Below are 19295 nucleotides of genomic sequence, written 5' to 3'. Positions count from 1 at the left end.
GCGTAAGAGGGGGCCGCGCTAGAGCGTTTTCGAGCGAAGTGGATACCGGTTCGCGTGAAGAAAACGCGTCAAGACAAGAACCTAGAGCCCCGTCCCGATTCCATCGGGACGGGAAAGGCTCTAGCCGGGCTTGCCGCGGCGGCGGCGGATGAGCCGGACCGCGCCGCGGGCGGCCTCGTAGGCGACATTGTTCAGGGTCAGTGCGGCATGAATGGCGCCGACCAGCGGATCGCGGCGCCGCAGCGGCAGCAGCACGTCGCCGATCGCGAAGCGGCCGCGCCAGATCGGGTCGATCATCGGATGGCCGGGCGCTGCGGTGGAATCGGCCGAATTGATCGCGGGATCGGCGCAGAGATGACGCGTGAGATCCAGCGTCAATTGCGTGCCGGGTGAATGCCTGGCAAAGCGCTCGTCGATGCCGATCTTGAAGAAGAACGCGCGATCCTGGTGGCGCACCACGATGCCGGCTGCGACCGGCGTGCCGCCGGCATGCAGCGTGATGATCTCGCAACGGCCAGTCTCGGCCATCGCCGACGTCGCGCGGCGGATGAAGGCGGCGTCGCCGGCATGCTGGCTGAGCGCGGTGCCGCGCTTGCCCTTCCAGCCACCGGCCTCGAGCGCGAGGAAGGTCTCGAGCGCCGCGGCGACGGCGCGCGGCGTGCGTGCGACATCGAACCGCACCGCGCCGTGTTCGGACAGGCGATGACGCTGGCGCCGCAGCTCCTTCAGCTTCTTCGATCCGAGCGCGTCGCGCAGCAGGTCGTCGGCATCGCGCGTCGCATCGAGCTGTGCGCGCTGATAGGCGCTCAGCACGCGGGGCTGCAAACCGTCCCGCGCCAGCACCGCGCGGATCGCCGTCATGGCAGGGCCCTCGAGCGACATGGTACGCACGATCAGCGCATGCGCGCCCGCGTTGCGGGCCTGCTGCAACAACTTGCCCACGGCTTGCTCGGCGGCGTCGCGGTCGAGCAGCGGCGTGCACAACGTGCCATAGGGTTCGGCACCGACCAGCGCGGGCAGCGGCATCCGGGTGATCCGCCGCATCGGAATGACCGGCAACAGCCCGATCAATTGCCCGGCGTCACCGGAGGCGCTGAGCAGCGCAGCGCCGGTGCGGCCGCGCGCGGAGGCATCGACCGCCAGCTCCCAGTCGGGTTGATAGTAGCCATTGGGCTCGATCGCACGTTCGGCCAGCGCGCGCCACGCCCCGACGGGGGCGGCCGACAGCGGCGGCAACGCGCGATCGTCCGTGGCATCCTGGCGCGATGCACGGCGGATCATTGCCTGGTCAGCAATATCGGCCACGTCCTTGTTTCCCCGGTCCGCGAGGCTGTTCGGCCTGCGTTCGTCACAGCTCGCGAAGTTATCCCGAAGAGATGGAAAATGCCGTTGAGGCTACCGCTCAATTTGAGCGGTCAGGTTAACGGACTGTTCAGCATAAGGTCGAGACACGGTCTATGGCGACCAGGGCGGACCGACGACGAAGCTGGCGTCGTCACTCCAAAGCGCCTTGGCGTCCCAGGGATTCTTGTCGTCGCCGTCACCCGCGATATAGACCTTGCCGTAATAGTGGCGAATGTATTTCGCCGGGGCGTTCACTGCGTGGAATGAGTTTCCCTTGCCGCTTTTCCCCGGCTCCGGGCAGAAGGTCGCGTCGGACCGATTGAGCGCCGTGCCGTCGAATGGCTGCATGCGGAGCACGGCGTTCTGGTGCCGCAGGAAGTCACCCGGACTGCCCTTGGATTCGAAGGAGACGCAGGCATTGTCGGCGAGGCCCCGTCGCACGATCCAGGTCGCGTCGCGTCTGTCCGCTGCGGCACTGCGCGACGTGATCGGCGCGATCACGGCGGTGCCGTTCTGGTTGCGGAGAGAGTCTGCCGTGCAGCATGCGGTGGTCGCCCGCAGCGAGATTTCCGATCCCGGCGCCAGCGTTCCGGACAGGCCGCTCGGCGCGCCATAGCCCGCGGCAACAATGTTGGACTGGACCGCGTCGTCGGCACCGTCGGTCGGAAAGCCCGCCGTCATCGCGCCTTCGAAGAACGAGCCCGCGGAGCCGTGGCTGTTGTCGCCGCCGATGCCGAGGATGATCGCGCCCTCCTGCCGCATCGGCGCATAGCCACGCGGCAGGCCACCGGCATAAATCTTGTTGAGCCCGCCGGACTGGGCGTCACCCCACTTCAACGCAAACCGGGATTGGCCATTGTTCTTCAGCCAGGCCGAGATGAACGGGCGTGGCCCGCCACTGATCCTTGCGGCTGGATTGCAGCTTCGCTGATCCCAGTGGAAAATCCCGTTCTCGAGGTCCGCGTGCACCCCGGGCCCTGGCTCATTGCGGCAGTTCGGCCATTCCAGATCGCGACTGACATTGAGCGCATCCATATGGCCGGCACCGGTGTCGGTGCTGCTCGTCTCGGCATTGCCATAGTCGAAGCAGCACCCCGAATTGAAATGGGTTGCGGAGGAAACCATGTACATCCCCTCCGGCTCGCCCTTCGCCGCAACGCCCGTCGTCCTGACGTTGTGATAGCCCATGCCGGGCGAGATCGAGACGCCGTAGACCTGATGACCGCCGGCCGTGACCGGAAGCGCGTCGGCGGCGGCGCCGAGGTCGGCCCCTCCGGCGCCGGGCCCCTTGTAATGTCCGCCGGCTGCGATGGTGAGGTCGTTATGCCGGGGCGACTGGTCGTAGATCCGGGTGATGATGCAGGCGGTGCTGGCGCAGAATTTGTCCTGCGCCGCGGCGTTCGCGTAGCCGTCCGAGAGCAGGCCGACGTTTTCGGTGGCGCCGTCTGAAGTCCGCTTCACCTGATAGAGGGCACCGGCATATCCGTCGTAGAGCGCTCTCACCGTGCTGTGCGCGGCGACGCATGGCGTATGCGCGGCGGCGTAGATGTCACAGGGCCGCGGCCTGATCGTCTCGCCGTGCGCGCCGCCAAGGCCGATCAACAGGCCAGCGACGGTGGCCAACGCGGCACGGATCCCGCTCGTCATCAGTGCGGACAGCAATGCGCTCATGACCGACATGATCCTCCGCTCGCCGCGACAGGGTAGCCGCGGAAATCGCGAAGGCTCATAACGATACGGTGACAGTCGTGGTCGGCGCGTCACGCTGGAAGCTGACGCGCCGCAAGTCGGCGACTTCCTCGCGCGAACGGGGCTAAAGCGAAATGAGATGAGGTTGAATCGTCATCTCGCTTTAGCTTCTTGTTTGCGCATGGTCTTTTCGGAAAACCGCTTCGCGCTTTTCCGGATCATGCTCTAGGCGTGAAGTTGCGCGTTGAGGCCGTCCCAGTTCTGCGCACGTCTGGTTGCCTCGAGAGCGCCGCTCTGGGAATTGCGACGGAACAGCAGGCCCTTGTGGCCCGAGAGCTCCTTGGCCTTCAGCACCCGGCCATCTTGCAGGAGGATGCGGGCGCCTGCCGTGATGTAACAGCCTGCCTCGACGATACAATCGTCGCCCAACGAAATACCGATACCGGCGTTGGCTCCGATCAGGCAGCGCTCGCCGACTGTGATCTTCTCCTTCCCGCCGCCGGACAGGGTGCCCATGATCGACGCGCCGCCGCCAATGTCGCTGCCGCTCGCCACGACCACGCCGGCGCTGATCCGGCCTTCGACCATGCAGGGACCGAGCGTGCCCGCATTGAAATTGCAGAAGCCTTCATGCATGACGGTCGTGCCCGGAGCCAAATAGGCTCCGAGCCTGACGCGATCCGCATCGGCAATTCTCACGTCCGCATGCGTCACGTAGTCAGTCATGCGCGGAAACTTGTCCACGCCGGTCACCTCGAACGCCGTGCCGCGCTTGCGCGCCAGCATTCGTGCTTCCGGGACACGCGCGCAATCACAGGGTCCGAGGGTGGTCCAGGCAACGTTGGGCAGCAGACCGAAAATGCCATCGAGGTTCAGGCAATTCGGCTGCACCAGCCGGTGGCTCAGGAGTTGCAGGCGAAGATATGCGTCGTGCACATCGGTTGGCGCAGATGCAAGGGAGCCGATCTCGGTCCGAATCGCAACGATGTCGACATTGCGGATGTCGTCGTGTCGCACACATCCGTCCGCCGACTGTCCCAGCGACTTGTTGATCTCGTCATTGGTCAGTCGCAGCGTTGCGGCCTTGTCGGCCTGCGCAACCAGCCGCGGCTGAGGAAACCAGGCATCCAACACCCGACCATCAGCCGCAATCGTCGCAAATCCCTCGCCGCTCGCGCCCCTCAATTCCATCGCCATTTCAATGTCTCACGTTTACGATCCTGCGCGTAGTCATAAGCGCGTTCCCGGAGAAATGGCAACTTCCGGACCCTCAAACACAGCCACTTTGGGGCATTTTCGACGGATTCATCGGGGATTGTCGGCAGGTCGATGCCGGCGCCGGCTCCGCACCTAGGGTTTCGTGCTTCGTTGCGCGTCCGCTGCCACGGTGCTCTCGACCGGTTCGTAGGTCTCGGTCACGCAATTATCGTCAGCCTCGGCCTGCCGCCGATCGAAGATCGCGCCGTCATTGATGAAGATGCGATAGGTCTGGGTCCCCAGCGGCTTACCGATCACTGACGTCAGTTCGGCGCGCACGCAGGCGGTCCAGCCGGTGCCGCGCGGGTCGTGCAGCGGGGCGGAGACCCGAACATGAGCGGGCTGCGATCCGGCGGTGAAGACCGAGTCCAATCGGCCCGCGACCAGCCGCTTGACATCGGGCGGCGCTTCGAGCGGCGCGGGCTCGTTGGCCTTGACCTTCAATACCTCCGGCCACACCGCATGGCTGTCCGCCAGCCCGCAGCCACTCAAGATCAAGGCGGCGCCGGCCAGCAGCGCGGCCACATGTACTTGTCCCTGTCCCATCGAGCGGATTTAATGTGCCGTTGCCTCGATTGCGCCCCCCTGGTGGCGCTGAATTCGCGGTATGCCGCGCTTTGTCGATCAACAAATGTCGAGAGACAAGTTATCTTTGGCGTAGAGGTATTGCCGGATGTTGCTACGGCTTTGGGGGAGAGAGACTGACATGAAAAGCTTCACGGTTGCTGCCGTCGTTCTGGCGCTGATCGCGACACCGACCCTGGCTCAAGGCCGGCGCGGGGGTGGCGGCGGCGATGACAAGAAGACGGAGAAGAAGCCCCAGATCGACGAGAAGGCCTACAAGGCTGCGCTCGATCGTATCCCCGAGCCCAAGGAGAAATACGATCCCTGGGGCGTCACCAAGCCGGCCCCTGATCCTGCCAAGAAGCCGAAATAGCCGGCCGAACGATCCAGCCCACGGTCCCTGCGGCGGTTCGACATCAGAGCCGGTGATGCCGGCAGCAGATTGCCGCATGCCATGAACCTTCCTCTGACGGCCTCCGACCCATCTCCGACATCCTCGACGGAGGGCCGCCATGCTAAGCCGTTCGCTCCTCAGCCTGATTGTTCCGGTGGCGATCCTGTTCGGCGCCGTGCCGGCATCGGCGGAAAGCCGCCTCGCGCTGGTGATCGGGCAGTCCGCCTATAAGTCGGTGCCCGCGCTGCCCAATCCGGCCAACGACGCCAGGGCGATGTCACAGATGCTGACCGATGCCGGATTTGCGGTGACGACGGCATCGGATCTGTCGCAGGACGAGATGCGGGCCCGGATCAGCGACTTCGCCGGCCAGGTGGCGGCGAAGGGCGCCGACAGCGTGGCGCTGGTGTTCTATGCCGGGCACGGCTTGCAGATCGACGGCGAGAATTACCTGGTGCCGGTCGATGTCGACCCGAAGCGCGAGGCCGATATCCCGATCCAGGCGGTTCGCCTCAACGACATTCTGAACACGCTGACCTCGGTGCCGAGCCGGATGCGCATCGTGCTGCTCGATGCCTGCCGCAACAATCCGTTCCCGGACCTCAGCAAGACCGCGGGGCATGGGCTTGCCATCGTCGATGCCAAGGTCGGCGCTCCCGGCACCTTCGTCTCGTTCTCGACGTCGCCCGGCGCGGAAGCCGAGGACGGCAGCGGCGCCAACAGCCCGTACACGACTGCGTTACTGGCAGCGGCGAAGCAGCCGGGAATTCCGATCGAGGACACCTTCAAGCGGGTTCGTCTCGCGGTGAACAAGGCGACCGATGGCCGCCAGACACCCTGGGACTCCTCGTCGCTCACCGACGATTTCCGCTTCATGGCGGGTCCAGCGGCGGCGCCCGCGGCCACGCCGAAGCCGGCCGAGACCAGGCGCACCGTCGATGAATGGAAGCGCGAATTGCAGGGCAAGCCGATCGAGGCCGCAAACGATTTGATCGTGGTCGACGGCACCGACGAGTCCTACGAGGCCTTCGCCGCGATCTTCGCCGGCACGCCGCGCGGCTTGCAGGCGCGCGACTGGCTCGAGCGGCATCGTCGCATGGTGGCGTGGAGCAGTGCCGTTCTGGTCAACACGGCGGCGGCCTATCGCGGCTTCCTCGCGCTGTATCCCGACAGCGATCTCACCGCCACTGCGAACAAGCTGATCGAACGGCTGCGCTACCGTCCCGATCCGACGCCGGCCGCCGCGCTCAGCGTGCCCGCAACCAACGTCGCGTTGGCGGCGCCGACCTGTCCCTGCAATGCGACGCCGACGCAGCAGCAGAAGGCCGATGCGCCGGTGAAGAAGCGCGTCGTTTCCGATCCGCCGCGGCGCGCCGGCAAGCGTCGACCGCCGGTCGTGGTCGAGGACGACGTGGTGGTGGTGCGCCGTCCGCCTCCGGCCGTGGTCTACGAGCCCGTCGGTCCGCCGGTCGGAATCGGCATCGGCATCGGCGGTGGTGGCTATCGCGGCGGCTATGGCGGCGGTTATCGCGGGGGTAGATACTGACGTGCCGATCGCGTAAACGCTTGCCCTGCATGAGGTGCGGCGACTGATGATCGCATCTTGCGGGAGGACGCAATGCGGTCCCTGATTGGCCTGCTCGCCGCGCTGGTGCTGTGTATGCAGCCGGCGCTTGCCTGGGAGTATTGGGGCGGTGATCGTGGAGGACAACGCTTCTCGCCGTTGACGCAGATCACGCCGGACAATGTCGGCACGCTGGTGCGCGGCTGGGAGTTCCGCACCGGCGATCTCGACGCCCGTCCGCCCGAGGTGATGAAGCGCACCAAGTTCGAGGTGACACCGCTGTTCGTCGAGGACAGCCTGATCTTCTGCACGCCGTTCAACGAGGTGATCGCGCTCGATCCCGGCACCGGGGCGCAGAAGTGGCGTTTCGATCCGAAGATCAATATGGCGCAGCGCCCGGCCAACCGCTTTGTCTGCCGCGGCGTCGCGTACTGGACGGATGATCGCGCGGCCGAAGGCGCGGCCTGCAAGTCACGCATCTTCACCGGCACCAATGACACGCGCCTGATCGCGCTCGATGCCAGAACCGGCAAGCCGTGCACCGATTTCGGCAATGGCGGCGAGATCAAGATCGACGCCGGGATGAAGCTGGAATGGCCGGGCGAGCTCCAGATCACGTCGGCCCCGGTGACGGGCCACGGCGTGGTCGTGGTCGGCTCCGCGATCGGCGACAACCGCAGGGTCGACGCGCCGGTCGGCGCGGTGCGCGCCTACGATGCACGGACCGGTCAGCCGCGCTGGAGCTTCGATCCGCTGGTCCATGACGGCGTCGAGGCCGGCCACAGCAATGTCTGGGCAACGATGTCGGTGGACGAGGCACGGGGCCTGGTGTTCCTGCCGACGACATCGCCCAGTCCGGATTTTTGGGGCGGCAAGCGTCCCGGCAATGACGAGCACGCCAATTCCGTCGTCGCGCTCCGGATCGAGACCGGCGAACTGGTCTGGGCATACCAGACCGTGCATCACGACGTCTGGGACTATGACCTGCCGGCGCAGCCGACGCTGGCGCGGATCGACACCGGCGATGGCCAACGCGACGTCGTGATCCAGCCGACCAAGCAGGGCTTCGTGTTCGTGCTCGATCGCGACACCGGCAAGCCGGTGTGGCCGGTCGAGGAGCGCCCGGTGCCGCAGAACGGCGCCGAGGGCGAGAAGCTGTCGCCGACGCAGCCGTTCCCGACCCATGTGCCGCCGCTGCTGACCCAGCGCATCGGCGCCGATGATGCGTTCCATATGCCATTCGATATTGATGGCGCCGCTTGCGAGAAGCTGTTCACGCAATCCCGCAATGAGGGCCTCTACACGCCGCCGTCGACGCGCGGCACGATCATTTATCCGATGACCGGCGGCGGCGTGAACTGGGGCAGCGCGGCGTTCGATCCGGTCAACCAGATCGTCTACGCCAATGTCAGCCACGCCGTGCAGATCGTCACATTGATCCCGCGCGACCAAGCCAAAGGCTTCAGCCCGCCGCCGGGCCATGATTTCGGCCAGCAGGAAGGGGCGCCGTTCGCGATGTCGCGGTCGGTTGCGCGGTCGCCGTTCGGATCGCTCTGCAACAAGCCGCCATGGGGCGAGATGGTGGCGCTCGACCTGAAGGCCGGCAAGATCCTCTGGCATTCGACGGTCGGCACCAGTGAGGATCTGGCGCCGCTCGGCATCGCGCTGAACAGCGGCACGCCGCTGGTCAATGGCGTGGCGATCACCGCGGGCGGGCTGGTGTTCACCGGCGCGATGGATGCCTATCTGCGCGCGTTTGATGCCAGGACAGGAAAGCAATTGTGGCTCGGCCGGCTGCCGGTGCCGGGCGTCGCCAATCCGATGACCTATCTGTGGAAGGGCGAGCAGTATGTCGTGATCGGCGCCGGCGGCCATTCCGAGGCCGGCACGTCGATCGGCGACAGCGTGGTGGCGTTTCGCCTGCCGCATCCCGGCGAAGCCGCATCGTTGTGGTCGCGCATGGTCGACCGTCCCGGCGGACGCTTCGCGGTCAAGGTAGTCGAGGCTGCGCTCGCGCTGATCGTGCTGATTGCGTTCATCGTGGTGCTGTGGCGCTGGCGGCGGAGCCGTCGCGCAAACGCCGTGTAGTTCGATCGCACGCCCGTTGATCCGTGTGATCGCGGATCGGCGCGGCGGGTTCTCAATCCGTGCAGCGAAACGACGTGCGGGCCGATCCGCGCGATGCCATGCTTGCGTTGCTCGCGACGCTTCGCCTACGAGGTCGCGAGCGGACGCGCCGGGTGTCCGGCGACCTTTTCATTTCAGGTCATTGCCCATGGAGATTGCGATGAAGATCACTGCCTCGATCATGCTTGCCGCCGCGCTGGCGCTGTCGTCCGCGCCCGCCAGCGCCACCGTCCTCGATCTCTCGACCATGACCTGCAAGCAGTTCGTCGAAGGCGGCGACGACACCATCAAGATGGTGCTGGTCTGGATGGACGGCTGGTACAAGGGCGATTCCGACGAGGCGATCATCGACACCGACGTGTTCGCCGAGAACGCCAGGAAGTTCGGGGCCTATTGCGGAAAGAACCCGACCATCAGCATCGTCAACGCCGCCGAGGCGGTGCTCGGCAAGTAACCGCTTCACGCTTCCTTCGGATCACGCGCTATCCAGGCAGCATCGCGAACGCGCTCGACACCATCGCCACCGGCTTGTTGTCGGTGGCGGAGAGCAGCGAGACGCGGCCGAAGCTCATGGTGCGGCCGAGCCTGACCACCCGGGCGTCGGCCAGCACGTCGGAGGCGGTGACAGCACGCATGAAATGCGTGGTCTGGTCGACCGTGGTCATCGGGCGATAGCCCTTGTTGGCGGCGAGATTGGCGAGCACCATCGCGGTGTCGGCGAACGCCATCAGCGCCTGGCCGCAGACGATGCCGCCGGTCCGGCACAACCGCTCGGAGAACGGCATGCGCAGGATCGCGCCGGGCTGCCAGTCGGCATCGCCGCCGGCGGGCGGTGCGATGTCGAACTGCTCGATCGACAGGTTGAGGTCCTGCACCCAGGGCGCAAAGACGTCGGCGAGCACGCGCTTCGCCTCGTCGATCCCGAATTCACCGGCCTGCTGCATGACGCTCCGTTTCCTCCGTTGATGTGTTGCTTGTGGTCTATTCTAAAGCGAGATGCGATGAGGTTGAATCGTCATCTCGCTTCAGCCTCTTGTTTGCGCAATGATCTTTTCGGAAGTCCGCTTCGCGCTTTTCCGGATCATGCTTTAATTGCGCGTGACATGCACGCCCGGCGTCTTGCCGTCGTTCCACTTGCCGCCGATCGCCCGCTCGATCTGGGCGGCGAGCTGGAGCAGCAGCCCGTCATCGGCCTGCTTGCCGATCGCCTGTATGCCGAGCGGCAGGCCCTGCTCATTGGTGGCGAGCGGCAGCGAGATCGCGGGGATGCCGCACAGGTTGGCAAGCGGCGTGAAGGCGAAATTGCGCCAGAGATTGCCAAACCAGTCCAGCACCGATGGATTGTCCGAGATGGTGAGATATTCCGTGGTGCCGACCTTGGGCGTCGGCAGCGCGGTGACCGGCGTCAGGATGATGTCCCAATCCTCGAAGAAGGCGCCGAAGCCGCGCGCGGTGGTATTGAAGACAGCTTGCATGCGCGCACGATCGGCGAAGCTGAAGTGCCGGCCGTGCTCCCAGATCCGGATGTTGATCGGCTCGATCAAATCGGCCGGCGGCCGCGTCAGCCCACGTGCGGCGAGCATGTTGCCGATCACGACGGCGAAATTGCTGATGTAGCAGGTGGTCTGCGCGGCGAAGGCCTCCTGATAGTCGATCGACGGCAGGGCGTAATCGACCTGATGGCCGAGGCCTTCGAGGAAGCGTCCGACCCGCTCCAGCTCGGCTGCGATGTGCGGCGTTGCGCGGTAGTCGCCCCAGCTGTGCGACAGCGCGATCCTGAGCCGCCCGGGGTCGCGCGCGATCATCGCGGCATATGGTTCCGGCGAGGTCCAGAACGGCATGAACTCGCCGGGCGCGGGTCCGCGGCAGGCATCGACGAACGCCGCGGTGTCGCGCACCGAGCGCGACTGGCAGCCCTGGATCGAGACGAGACCAGTGAGATCGGACAGATGCGGCGCGAGCGAGAACACGCCGCGCGACACTTTCAGTCCGATATTGCCGTTGACACCGGCCGGAATCCGGATCGAGCCGCCACCGTCGGTGGCATGCGCGATCGGCACCGCGCCGGCCGCGACCATTGCCGCGCTGCCGGCCGACGAGCCGCAGGTGGTGTAGTCGGTGTTCCAGGGATTGCGCGTGACATAGACGGCGGGGTTCTCGGCCGAGCTGCAAACCCCGAACTCCGGCGTGGTGGTGCGCCCGATCAGATTGAGACCGGCCCTGCGCAGCTTCGTCGTCAGGAACGTATCCGCCGTGGCGCGGTTGCCGCGCATCATCAGCGAGCCCATCTCCTGTAGCCGTCCCTTCAAGGTCGGGCCGAGATCCTTCATCAGGAAGGGCAGGCCGGCGAACGGTCCGTCGAGATCGGCGCCGTCGCGCGCGGGATCGGCGATCACGTCGTCGAACAGCTCGACGACGCCGGAGAGCGCGGGATCGACCTTGGCAACCGCGGCGGCGGCCTGCGCCGCCAGCTCCCGGGGCGCCAGCTCGCCGCTCCGGACACGCGCCGCGAGCGCGGTGCCGTCATGCCGCGTCCATTCGTCCCAGCTCATCGCCAAAGTCATTTGATCGATTCCTTTTCTGATTTGTTGCGCAGTGTAATTTGAGCCGCCGTATGGTCAAACCACCGCGCTGCGTCGTCGTTCGATGCGCGCGCTGCGCTGCAAGCGCCGTGCCCGGCTTGAAAATGCCCCAGTTTCGGCGCCCAATCTCGTTCCGGCGTGGTGGGGGCGTACATGTTCCGCAGGTTGGTGGTGCTCGGCGGCGTGATTGCGATCGGGCTTGCGCTTGGTGGTTGCACGCGCTGCGGTCCGATCTGGGACGACTGGGTGCAGTCGCCCAAATCCTGCAAATCGGACCATCTCTAGGGCAGGTGCGCTTGCTCAGACGCGCTTGGCCAGACGTGCTTGGCCAGAGTGCTTGGCGACGACTTTCCTGCGATGATATACCCGCGGACGAAGATGCAAGGAGCGTTCTCATGAGAGTTTTGTGCGCGGTCGCGGTTGCGGTGCTGTTGTCGGCGCCGGCCTATGCGCAGATGCCGAACATCAATCTGATGCCTGAGGTCAAGTCCAAGACCCAGGAGGAGAAGGATCAGGACGCAGCCAATCAGCGCGCCTACAAGGATTCGCTCAGCAAGATTCCCGATGCCAAGACGTCGTCCGATCCGTGGGGGTCGTGCGCAGCGACGCGCCGAAGGCGGCGGCCCATCCCGCCAAGCCGAAGACCAAGACCGGAAGCACCACGCCGTCCGCAGGCTCCGCGCAGCGCAGCCAGTAGCGCTCGTCCGGGTTCGCCGGTTTCCCGCAGACTCGGATTCTCCCGGCGTCGCCCCTATATTGGAGGCGTCGTCAGTTGGTCCGGAGTTGCGGCAATGGTGCTTCGTCCGCGTGATCTCGCAAGCCGGATGGCCGAGCGGCGGAGGCCGGATGACGGCTATCTGCGCGAGACCTTCAGCCTGCCGCGCGATCAGGCCCGGCTGCGGGCGCGTGATTTCCTCAAGCGCTATCCGAAGGCCGCCTATATGAGCGCCGTCGAGAGCTGGCGCGAACTGCCCGGCGGCGACATCGAGTTCACGATGCGGCGGCTCGCCAGCGCCGACTGACGCATGAGGCCGGCCCGCCGGCGCATCCGAACGTGCCGGACCGACGTGCCTCAATCCCCATCGCCACGGCCGCTGGAGCGCGTGCGCTCGAGATTGTTGAGCTCGCGGTCGATCCGCAACTGGACACGGCGGATCGCCAGCAGGTCGAGCTTCGCTTCGGTCTTGCCCATGAAGACCCGGTCGCCGATCTGGAAACGCCATTTCCAGACGCCTGCCACGAACTGCGTGACGCTGAACTCGACGCCCTTGTGAATCATCTGGAACGGTTCCGCGGCTGAAAAGCGGTCGTCGATTCTTAAACTAAAGGTTGTATTAATAATTAGCACTCGTCAAACGGCGATGTGGAATTGCTGCGCCCGTTCGGGCGTCGTTTCAGACGTTGAAAGCAGATCCGCGCTCCCGGCGCCGCCGGCCAAGCAGGCCAATGTCAAAAACACTGGCGGGACCTGAGTCTTCCCATGAAGGCTACGTAGTTTTTTCAGGCGTCAGGAGAGGTACTAAGGTAGTATGCAAATTGTGCCAAGGCGCTGTCTGGCCTGATCGAACCTACTCTGTAGCTTATTGATCATTAACGGTTATCTTGAGTGGACGGGTGTCACATAGCTCCGGAACTTTGTTCTGGCCCGGAGAACTACGGGATCGTCGTGGGCCATGACGAAATGCCGCAAAAGTGCGCTGGATCGCGCAACGCTAGGGAGCTGCAAGGGCAGGGCAGCGATAGGCGCAACCGGTTCTGATCACCCCATAACGGCCGACGAGTCCCAAAGGACTTCGTTGCCGATCGGGTCGGGGAGAACATCGTACAAGCGAACTCGGTAGTCCTACTGAGAACGCACTAAGGCACAGTTACGACTGGCTTAATTCGATCGAAGCAGGGTTGGAATTCGGCTTCCGGCGCCGCGGCTTGCCCGGTCTTTATCGTGAACGGGTTGATATCTGGTGGAAAGAACATATTGCGAACATAGAACAAACGTGGTACGAGATTCCTATCAACAACGCATTCCGCCTGATCGCACCCGCCCCGTTTGTCCCGCTAGCGAATCCTCGCCATAAGGAGCACATCCCAAATGTCCGCCACCGCACTGCGTATCGTCGAAGGATCCTCCATGGACAAGTCCAAGGCCCTCTCAGCCGCGCTCTCCCAGATCGAGCGTCAGTTCGGCAAGGGCTCGGTGATGAAGCTCGGCAAGAACGACCGTTCGATGGATGTCGAGACGGTGTCGTCGGGGTCGCTCGGGCTCGATATCGCGCTCGGCGTCGGCGGCCTGCCGAAGGGCCGCATCGTCGAGATCTACGGGCCGGAATCGTCGGGCAAGACCACGCTGGCGCTGCATACGGTGGCGGAAGGCCAGAAGAAGGGCGGCATCTGCGCCTTCATCGACGCCGAACACGCGCTCGATCCGGTCTATGCCCGCAAGCTCGGCGTCAACATCGACGAACTGCTGATCTCGCAGCCGGACACCGGCGAGCAGGCGCTGGAAATCTGCGACACGCTGGTGCGCTCGGGAGCAGTCGACGTGCTGGTGGTCGATTCGGTCGCCGCGCTGGTGCCGAAGGCCGAGCTCGAGGGCGAGATGGGCGATGCGCTGCCGGGCTTGCAGGCGCGCCTGATGAGCCAGGCGCTGCGCAAGCTCACCGCCTCGATCAACAAGTCGAACACGATGGTGATCTTCATCAACCAGATCCGCATGAAGATCGGCGTGATGTATGGTTCGCCGGAAACCACCACCGGCGGCAATGCGCTGAAATTCTATGCGTCGGTCCGCCTCGACATCCGCCGCATCGGCGCGATCAAGGAGCGCGACGAGGTGGTCGGCAACACCACCCGCGTCAAGGTGGTGAAGAACAAGCTGGCGCCGCCCTTCAAGCAGGTCGAATTCGACATCATGTATGGCGAGGGCGTCTCCAAGATGGGCGAGATACTCGACCTCGGCGTCAAGGCCGGCCTCGTCGAGAAGTCCGGCGCCTGGTTCTCCTATGACAGCCAGCGGCTCGGCCAGGGACGCGAGAATTCGAAGGCGTTCCTGCGCGCCAACCCCGATATCACCAGCAAGATCGAAGCCGCGATCCGGCAGAACTCCGGCCTGATCTCCGAGCAGATCCTTGCCGGCACGCCCGAGCGCGACGCCGACGGCGAGGAGCCGACGGAGGAGTAAGGCTCAATCATTTCGCTGCAAGCGGGCGCTGAGGACGTTGAGTTGCCGACGTCTTCGGCGCCCGTTTTTGTTTTGCGTTCGGCGAGGTTGGATGATGAAGCGTTTGATTCTGACTGGTTCCGGTATCCGTCTCGCGCGCTCGGGTCTGGCAGAGGCGGTCATTGAATTTCGCTTTCGCTTCGTTTGGGGGCCGTTGCCCCCGGTAGAAGAGTTCGAAGATTATTTTGGCGCGCGTTCCGGCCAGGGTCCGGGTCGTCATTGGTCGGATTGGTGTTCATGGAGATTGTTCTCCGATGAAGTCCGGGCTCGCAGGCACCTTTCGCTCGTCGAGTATTGCGAACCGTATGACGTGATCGAGCTCTGGTTCGAACAGTATCCGAACGATCAGCTGCAACTGGCCTTCCTTCTGGCTTTCTTCAGATATCATCCCGAGACAGCGGCCAGGTTGAAGTTGCGTCTTGTTGATTTCGATCTGACGATGCCGGTTGAAGAAATGCCCGAACCAGAGGATGTGTTGACGGTCGACGTCGGCCCGGTCGAACTCAATATCGGAAGTGCGACCTGGTCGGCTTATCGCGCAGCCACCCCAATGCCTTTTCTGGATTGCTTGCAGAGTGACCTTAGCTCACTGCCATTTCTGAGGTCGGCGCAGCTTGCCTTGGTTGCAGAATTGCCCTCCCGCGCGACGGGGCTTGGCGCAACTGAAATGCGACTTCTCGAGCTGATCGCACGTTACGACGGCTTTTCAGCGCTTGGACTCCTTCATCGATTCTGGCACCCCGGAAATGTGTTCGGGGAGCTCGAACTTTTCTCATTGCTCGACGGCCTCGCGGATGGTCCGTCGCCTGCGGTGACCGATCTCGAACGACCGCAGAGCAAAAGGAGCTGGCACGCGCGCTACGCTGCAAGCTATCCGCGGCTGACCGAGTTTGGCGAAGCGATCATCGCGCACCAGGAAGACTTCAGCAGCCATAACCCGATCGATCGCTGGTGGGGCGGCACGCACCTCACCAACGACAATCTCTGGCGCATTGCTCCGACGCTGACCAGGCCGTAGTCAACTCAGCCCGCCGGCAGCGCCTTTTCCCGGCTCGCAATCAGCGCCCGCAGATCGTCCGTGACGGCGACCGATTGATGGGTCGTCTGGTCGGTCGCGACCCAGATGATCTCGCCGGTGGCGCGCAGATCGTTGGAGCCCTTGGCGAAGATCGCGAGCGCCAGGTTGATCGAGGAGCGGCCGATCCGCGCGACGCGGACGCAGACCTCGATGTCCTCGTCGAACCGGATTGGCGCCTTGTACTCGACCACCGACTTCACGGTGTGGAAGTCGATGCCGGTCCGCTTGACCTCGCCGAGATAGTCGTAGCCGAGCGCGCGGAAATACTCTGTTATCGCGGTGTCGAAATAGGTCAAATAGTGGGCGTTGAACACCACGGCCTGCGCGTCGACCTCGGAATAGCGGACGCGAAACGGGAAGTGAAACCAGAATTCCTCGCGCATGTTCCTCCTGCGGCGCGCGGCCCGCTACTTGTCGCGCGATCAGCGGCTGTCGATTGTAGTTCGTAGGATGGGTAGAGCGTAAGCGAAACCCATCTCTTATGACGTGATATGTAGTGATGGGTCTCGCTGCGCTCTACCCATCCTACGCAGCCTTGATCGTCGCGGGCGTTACTCCGCCGCCTCCGCGTAATCCTCGATCGGCGGGCACGAGCACACCAGGTTGCGATCGCCGTAGACATTGTCGACGCGGCCGACCGGGCTCCAGTATTTGTCGGAGCGCGAGACGCCTGCCGGGAAGCAGCCCTCGGTGCGGGTGTAGGCCCGGTCCCACACATCGTCGGCGATGTCGTGCACGGTGTGCGGGGCGTGACGCAGCGGCGACGCCTCGACCTTCCAGCGGCCGCTCTCGATCTCCGCGATCTCCTTGCGGATTGCGATCATGGCATCGCAGAAGCGGTCGATCTCGAACTTCGATTCCGATTCCGTCGGCTCGATCATCAGCGTGCCCGCCACCGGGAAGCTCATGGTCGGCGCATGGAAGCCGTAGTCGATCAGCCGCTTGGCGATGTCGTCGACGGTGACGCCGCTGGTCGTCTTCAGCGGCCGCGGATCGACGATGCATTCATGCGCGACGCGGCCGCGCTCGTTGCGGTACAGCACCGGGAAATGCGGTTGCAGCCTTGCTGCGATGTAGTTCGCATTGAGGATCGCCACTTCGGTGGCGCGCGTCAGACCTTCGCCGCCCATCATCAGGATGTAGATGTAGGAGATGGTCAGGATCGACGCCGAGCCGAACGGCGCGGCCGAGACCGGGCCGACGGCATGCGCTGTCGCGCCGTCGGTCGCCGGATGGCCCGGCAGGTAGGGCGCAAGATGCGCCTTGACGCCGATCGGGCCCATGCCGGGGCCGCCGCCGCCATGCGGGATGCAGAAGGTCTTGTGCAGATTGAGATGGCTGACATCGGCGCCGTAGTCGCCGGGACGCGACAGGCCGACCTGCGCATTCATGTTGGCGCCGTCGAGATAGACCTGTCCGCCATGGGCATGCACGATGTCGCAGATCTCGCGGATGTGCTCCTCGAACACGCCGTGGGTCGACGGATAGGTGATCATCACGGCGGCCAGTTTGGCCGAATGCTTCTCCGCCTTGGCGCGGAGATCGCCGACATCGACGTCGCCGCGCGCGTCGCAGGCGACCACCACGACGTCCATGCCGACCATCGCGGCGGAGGCCGGGTTGGTGCCGTGCGCGGAGGAGGGGATCAGGCACACCTTGCGATGCGGCTCGCCGCGCGCGAGATGGTAGCCACGAATGGCCAAAAGCCCGGCATATTCGCCCTGCGCGCCGGAGTTCGGTTGCAGCGACACCGCGTCATAGCCGGTGACGTCGCACAGCCACTGCTCCAGCCGCTTGAACAGCGAATGATAACCCTTGGCCTGATCCGTGGGCGCGAACGGATGCAGATTGCCGAACGCGGGCCAGGTCAGCGGGATCATCTCGGTGGTGGCGTTGAGCTTCATGGTGCAGGAGCCGAGCGGGATCATGGCGCGGTCGAGCGCGAGGTCGCGATCGCTGAGCTTGCGCATGTAGCGCAGCAGCTCGGTCTCCGAACGATGGCTGTTGAACACCGGATGGGTGAGGAAGGCGCTGCTGCGCCGCAGCTCCTTCGGCAGCGCCTCGCGGGCGGCGGCCTCGATCTCGGCAAAGCTCAGCTTGCCGCCGAACGCCCGCCACACCGCCTCGACGGTTTCTGCCGTGGTGGTCTCGTCGAGCGCGATGCCGAGCGTGGTCGCACCGATCCGCAGATTGATCCGCTCCGCCTGGGCGCGCGTGACGATCTCGATCTGCTTCGCGCCGGCCTCGACGGTCACGGTGTCGAAGAACGCTTCGCTGGTCGGCGCAAAGCCGAGCTTGCGCAGCCCCGCGGCGAGCACGGTGGCGCGACGATGCACGCTGCGTGCGATATGCGTCAGGCCCTCGGGCCCGTGATAGACCGCATACATCGAGGCGATCACCGCGAGCAGCACCTGCGCGGTGCAGATGTTGGAGGTCGCCTTCTCGCGGCGGATATGTTGCTCGCGGGTCTGCAATGCCAGCCGATAGGCCGGCGCGCCGCGCGAATCCACCGACAGGCCGACGATGCGGCCGGGCAGCGAGCGCTTCAGCGCGTCACGCACCGCCATGTAGGCGGCGTGCGGCCCGCCATAGCCCATCGGGACGCCGAACCGTTGCGCCGATCCGATCGCGATGTCGGCGCCGAGCTCGCCGGGCGAAGCGAGCAAAGTGAGCGACAGCAGGTCCGCGGCCACGATCGCAAGCGCGCCCTTGGCGCGCAGCGATGCGATCGCCGGGCGGAGGTCGCGCACCGCGCCCGATGTGCCCGGATATTGCAGCAGCGCGCCGAGCACGTCGGCCTTGTCGAGCTCGGTCAGGGGATCGCCGACCACCAGCGCCCAGCCCAGCGGGGCGGCGCGCGTGCGCATCACGGCGAGCGTCTGCGGATGCACCTCCTTGTCGACGAAGAATACCTTCGCCTTGACCTGCGAGTGGCGCTCGGCGAGCGCCATCGCTTCCGCTGCCGCCGTCGCTTCATCGAGCAGCGAGGCGTTGGCGACGTCGAGCCCGGTGAGGTCGCAGATCATGGTCTGGAAGTTGAACAGGGCTTCGAGCCGGCCCTGGCTGATCTCCGGCTGATACGGCGTGTACGCCGTGTACCAGGCCGGGTTCTCCAGGATGTTGCGCTGGATCACCGGAGGCAGGATGGTGCCGGAATAGCCCTGGCCGATCAGCGACGTGAAGGTCTGGTTCTGCGCGGCGAGCTCGCTCATATGCGCGAGCGCCTCGGTCTCGCTCAACGCGCGGCCGAGATCGAGCGGCGCCTTCTGCCGGATCGAGGCTGGCAGCGTCTCGTTCATCAGCGCCTGCAAGCTCGCGGCGCCGACCGTCTCCAGCATCGCGTTGATGTCGCGCGGCGATGGTCCGATGTGTCGGCGGACGAAATCGGTGGCGGCTTCGTTGATCGGCTCGAAAGGCGCGTTCATGGCGTGGTCCTCATTGTCAGCCGTCATACTCCGCGAATGCGGGGTATCCAGTAC

At 65.0% G+C, this 19295-nt stretch carries 17 protein-coding genes; 8 read left to right on the top strand and 9 right to left on the bottom strand.

Translation table 11 applies throughout. The annotated features are described in order from the left end of the window. Positions 1-120: 120 nt before the first annotated feature. From CWS35_RS30885 to CWS35_RS30870, 4 genes are all read right to left on the bottom strand, one after another. Positions 121-1305 (bottom strand): GNAT family N-acetyltransferase, encoded by a 1185-nt coding sequence (locus tag CWS35_RS30885; protein WP_100955245.1) that lies wholly within the window; start codon positions 1303-1305, stop codon positions 121-123. Between the two features lie 150 nt (positions 1306-1455). Continuing rightward, the gene (locus tag CWS35_RS30880) at positions 1456-3015 is read right to left on the bottom strand and encodes an alpha-L-arabinofuranosidase B (protein WP_210202743.1); all 1560 of its coding nucleotides are present in this window, start codon (positions 3013-3015) and stop codon (positions 1456-1458) included. A 243-nt stretch (positions 3016-3258) separates the two neighbouring features. Then, positions 3259-4230 (bottom strand): 2,3,4,5-tetrahydropyridine-2,6-dicarboxylate N-succinyltransferase, encoded by a 972-nt coding sequence (gene dapD, locus CWS35_RS30875; protein ID WP_100955243.1) that lies wholly within the window; start codon positions 4228-4230, stop codon positions 3259-3261. Between the two features lie 153 nt (positions 4231-4383). Further along, positions 4384-4815, bottom strand: a complete 432-nt coding sequence (locus CWS35_RS30870; RefSeq protein ID WP_245438745.1) for a hypothetical protein — start codon at positions 4813-4815, stop codon at positions 4384-4386. Between the two features lie 181 nt (positions 4816-4996). On the opposite strand from CWS35_RS30870, the gene CWS35_RS30865 reads away from it, so the two are divergent. From CWS35_RS30865 to CWS35_RS30850, 4 genes are all read left to right on the top strand, one after another. After that, entirely contained in the window at positions 4997-5227 is a 231-nt protein-coding gene (locus CWS35_RS30865) for a hypothetical protein (protein ID WP_100955241.1), read from the top strand. A gap of 139 nt (positions 5228-5366) precedes the next feature. Then, positions 5367-6794 (top strand): caspase family protein, encoded by a 1428-nt coding sequence (locus tag CWS35_RS30860; protein WP_100955240.1) that lies wholly within the window; start codon positions 5367-5369, stop codon positions 6792-6794. A gap of 72 nt (positions 6795-6866) precedes the next feature. Further along, positions 6867-8900 (top strand): pyrroloquinoline quinone-dependent dehydrogenase, encoded by a 2034-nt coding sequence (locus CWS35_RS30855; RefSeq protein WP_100955239.1) that lies wholly within the window; start codon positions 6867-6869, stop codon positions 8898-8900. Between the two features lie 199 nt (positions 8901-9099). Further along, positions 9100-9393, top strand: coding sequence for an HdeA/HdeB family chaperone (locus tag CWS35_RS30850; protein ID WP_024580907.1), 294 nt, complete (start codon positions 9100-9102; stop codon positions 9391-9393). A gap of 28 nt (positions 9394-9421) precedes the next feature. Here CWS35_RS30850 and CWS35_RS30845 read toward each other — a convergent pair whose 3' ends face one another. Continuing rightward, on the bottom strand, positions 9422-9883 hold the full coding sequence (locus CWS35_RS30845) for a PaaI family thioesterase (protein ID WP_024580906.1): 462 nt from the start codon (positions 9881-9883) through the stop codon (positions 9422-9424). Positions 9884-10027: 144 nt separating this feature from the next. Beyond that, the gene (locus CWS35_RS30840) at positions 10028-11503 is read right to left on the bottom strand and encodes an amidase (RefSeq protein WP_168226407.1); all 1476 of its coding nucleotides are present in this window, start codon (positions 11501-11503) and stop codon (positions 10028-10030) included. 171 nt (positions 11504-11674) lie between these two features. Here CWS35_RS30840 and CWS35_RS30835 point away from each other — a divergent pair, with 171 nt between their 5' ends. Together CWS35_RS30835 and CWS35_RS30825 are read left to right on the top strand one after the other, a co-directional pair. Beyond that, positions 11675-11806: a hypothetical protein gene (locus tag CWS35_RS30835; RefSeq protein WP_024580904.1), complete on the top strand. Its 132-nt coding sequence runs from the start codon at positions 11675-11677 to the stop codon at positions 11804-11806. A gap of 506 nt (positions 11807-12312) precedes the next feature. Next, the gene (locus CWS35_RS30825; RefSeq protein ID WP_024580902.1) at positions 12313-12543 is read left to right on the top strand and encodes a hypothetical protein; all 231 of its coding nucleotides are present in this window, start codon (positions 12313-12315) and stop codon (positions 12541-12543) included. Positions 12544-12593: 50 nt separating this feature from the next. On the opposite strand, the gene CWS35_RS30820 is transcribed toward CWS35_RS30825, so the two are convergent. Next, the gene (locus tag CWS35_RS30820; protein WP_024580901.1) at positions 12594-12800 is read right to left on the bottom strand and encodes a hypothetical protein; all 207 of its coding nucleotides are present in this window, start codon (positions 12798-12800) and stop codon (positions 12594-12596) included. An 810-nt stretch (positions 12801-13610) separates the two neighbouring features. Here CWS35_RS30820 and recA point away from each other — a divergent pair. After that, a complete protein-coding gene (gene recA / locus CWS35_RS30815) occupies positions 13611-14699 on the top strand; it encodes a recombinase RecA (RefSeq protein ID WP_024580895.1) in 1089 nt (362 codons plus the stop codon). 91 nt (positions 14700-14790) lie between these two features. Then, complete coding sequence (locus CWS35_RS30810) at positions 14791-15756, top strand: hypothetical protein (protein WP_245438744.1); 966 nt, start codon at positions 14791-14793, stop codon at positions 15754-15756. Between the two features lie 5 nt (positions 15757-15761). Here the strand turns inward: CWS35_RS30810 and CWS35_RS30805 are convergent, their stop codons facing one another. Both CWS35_RS30805 and gcvP read right to left on the bottom strand, forming a co-directional pair. Continuing rightward, positions 15762-16199, bottom strand: a complete 438-nt coding sequence (locus CWS35_RS30805) for a thioesterase family protein (protein ID WP_024580893.1) — start codon at positions 16197-16199, stop codon at positions 15762-15764. 168 nt (positions 16200-16367) lie between these two features. Beyond that, positions 16368-19241, bottom strand: a complete 2874-nt coding sequence (gene gcvP, locus CWS35_RS30800; RefSeq protein ID WP_100955237.1) for an aminomethyl-transferring glycine dehydrogenase — start codon at positions 19239-19241, stop codon at positions 16368-16370. Positions 19242-19295: the final 54 nt, after the last annotated feature.

The sequence above is a fragment of the Bradyrhizobium sp. SK17 genome, assembly GCF_002831585.1.
Classification (GTDB): domain Bacteria; phylum Pseudomonadota; class Alphaproteobacteria; order Rhizobiales; family Xanthobacteraceae; genus Bradyrhizobium.
The sequence above is the reverse complement of the archived record's forward strand: the minus strand, read 5'-3'. Positions and strand labels throughout refer to the sequence as shown.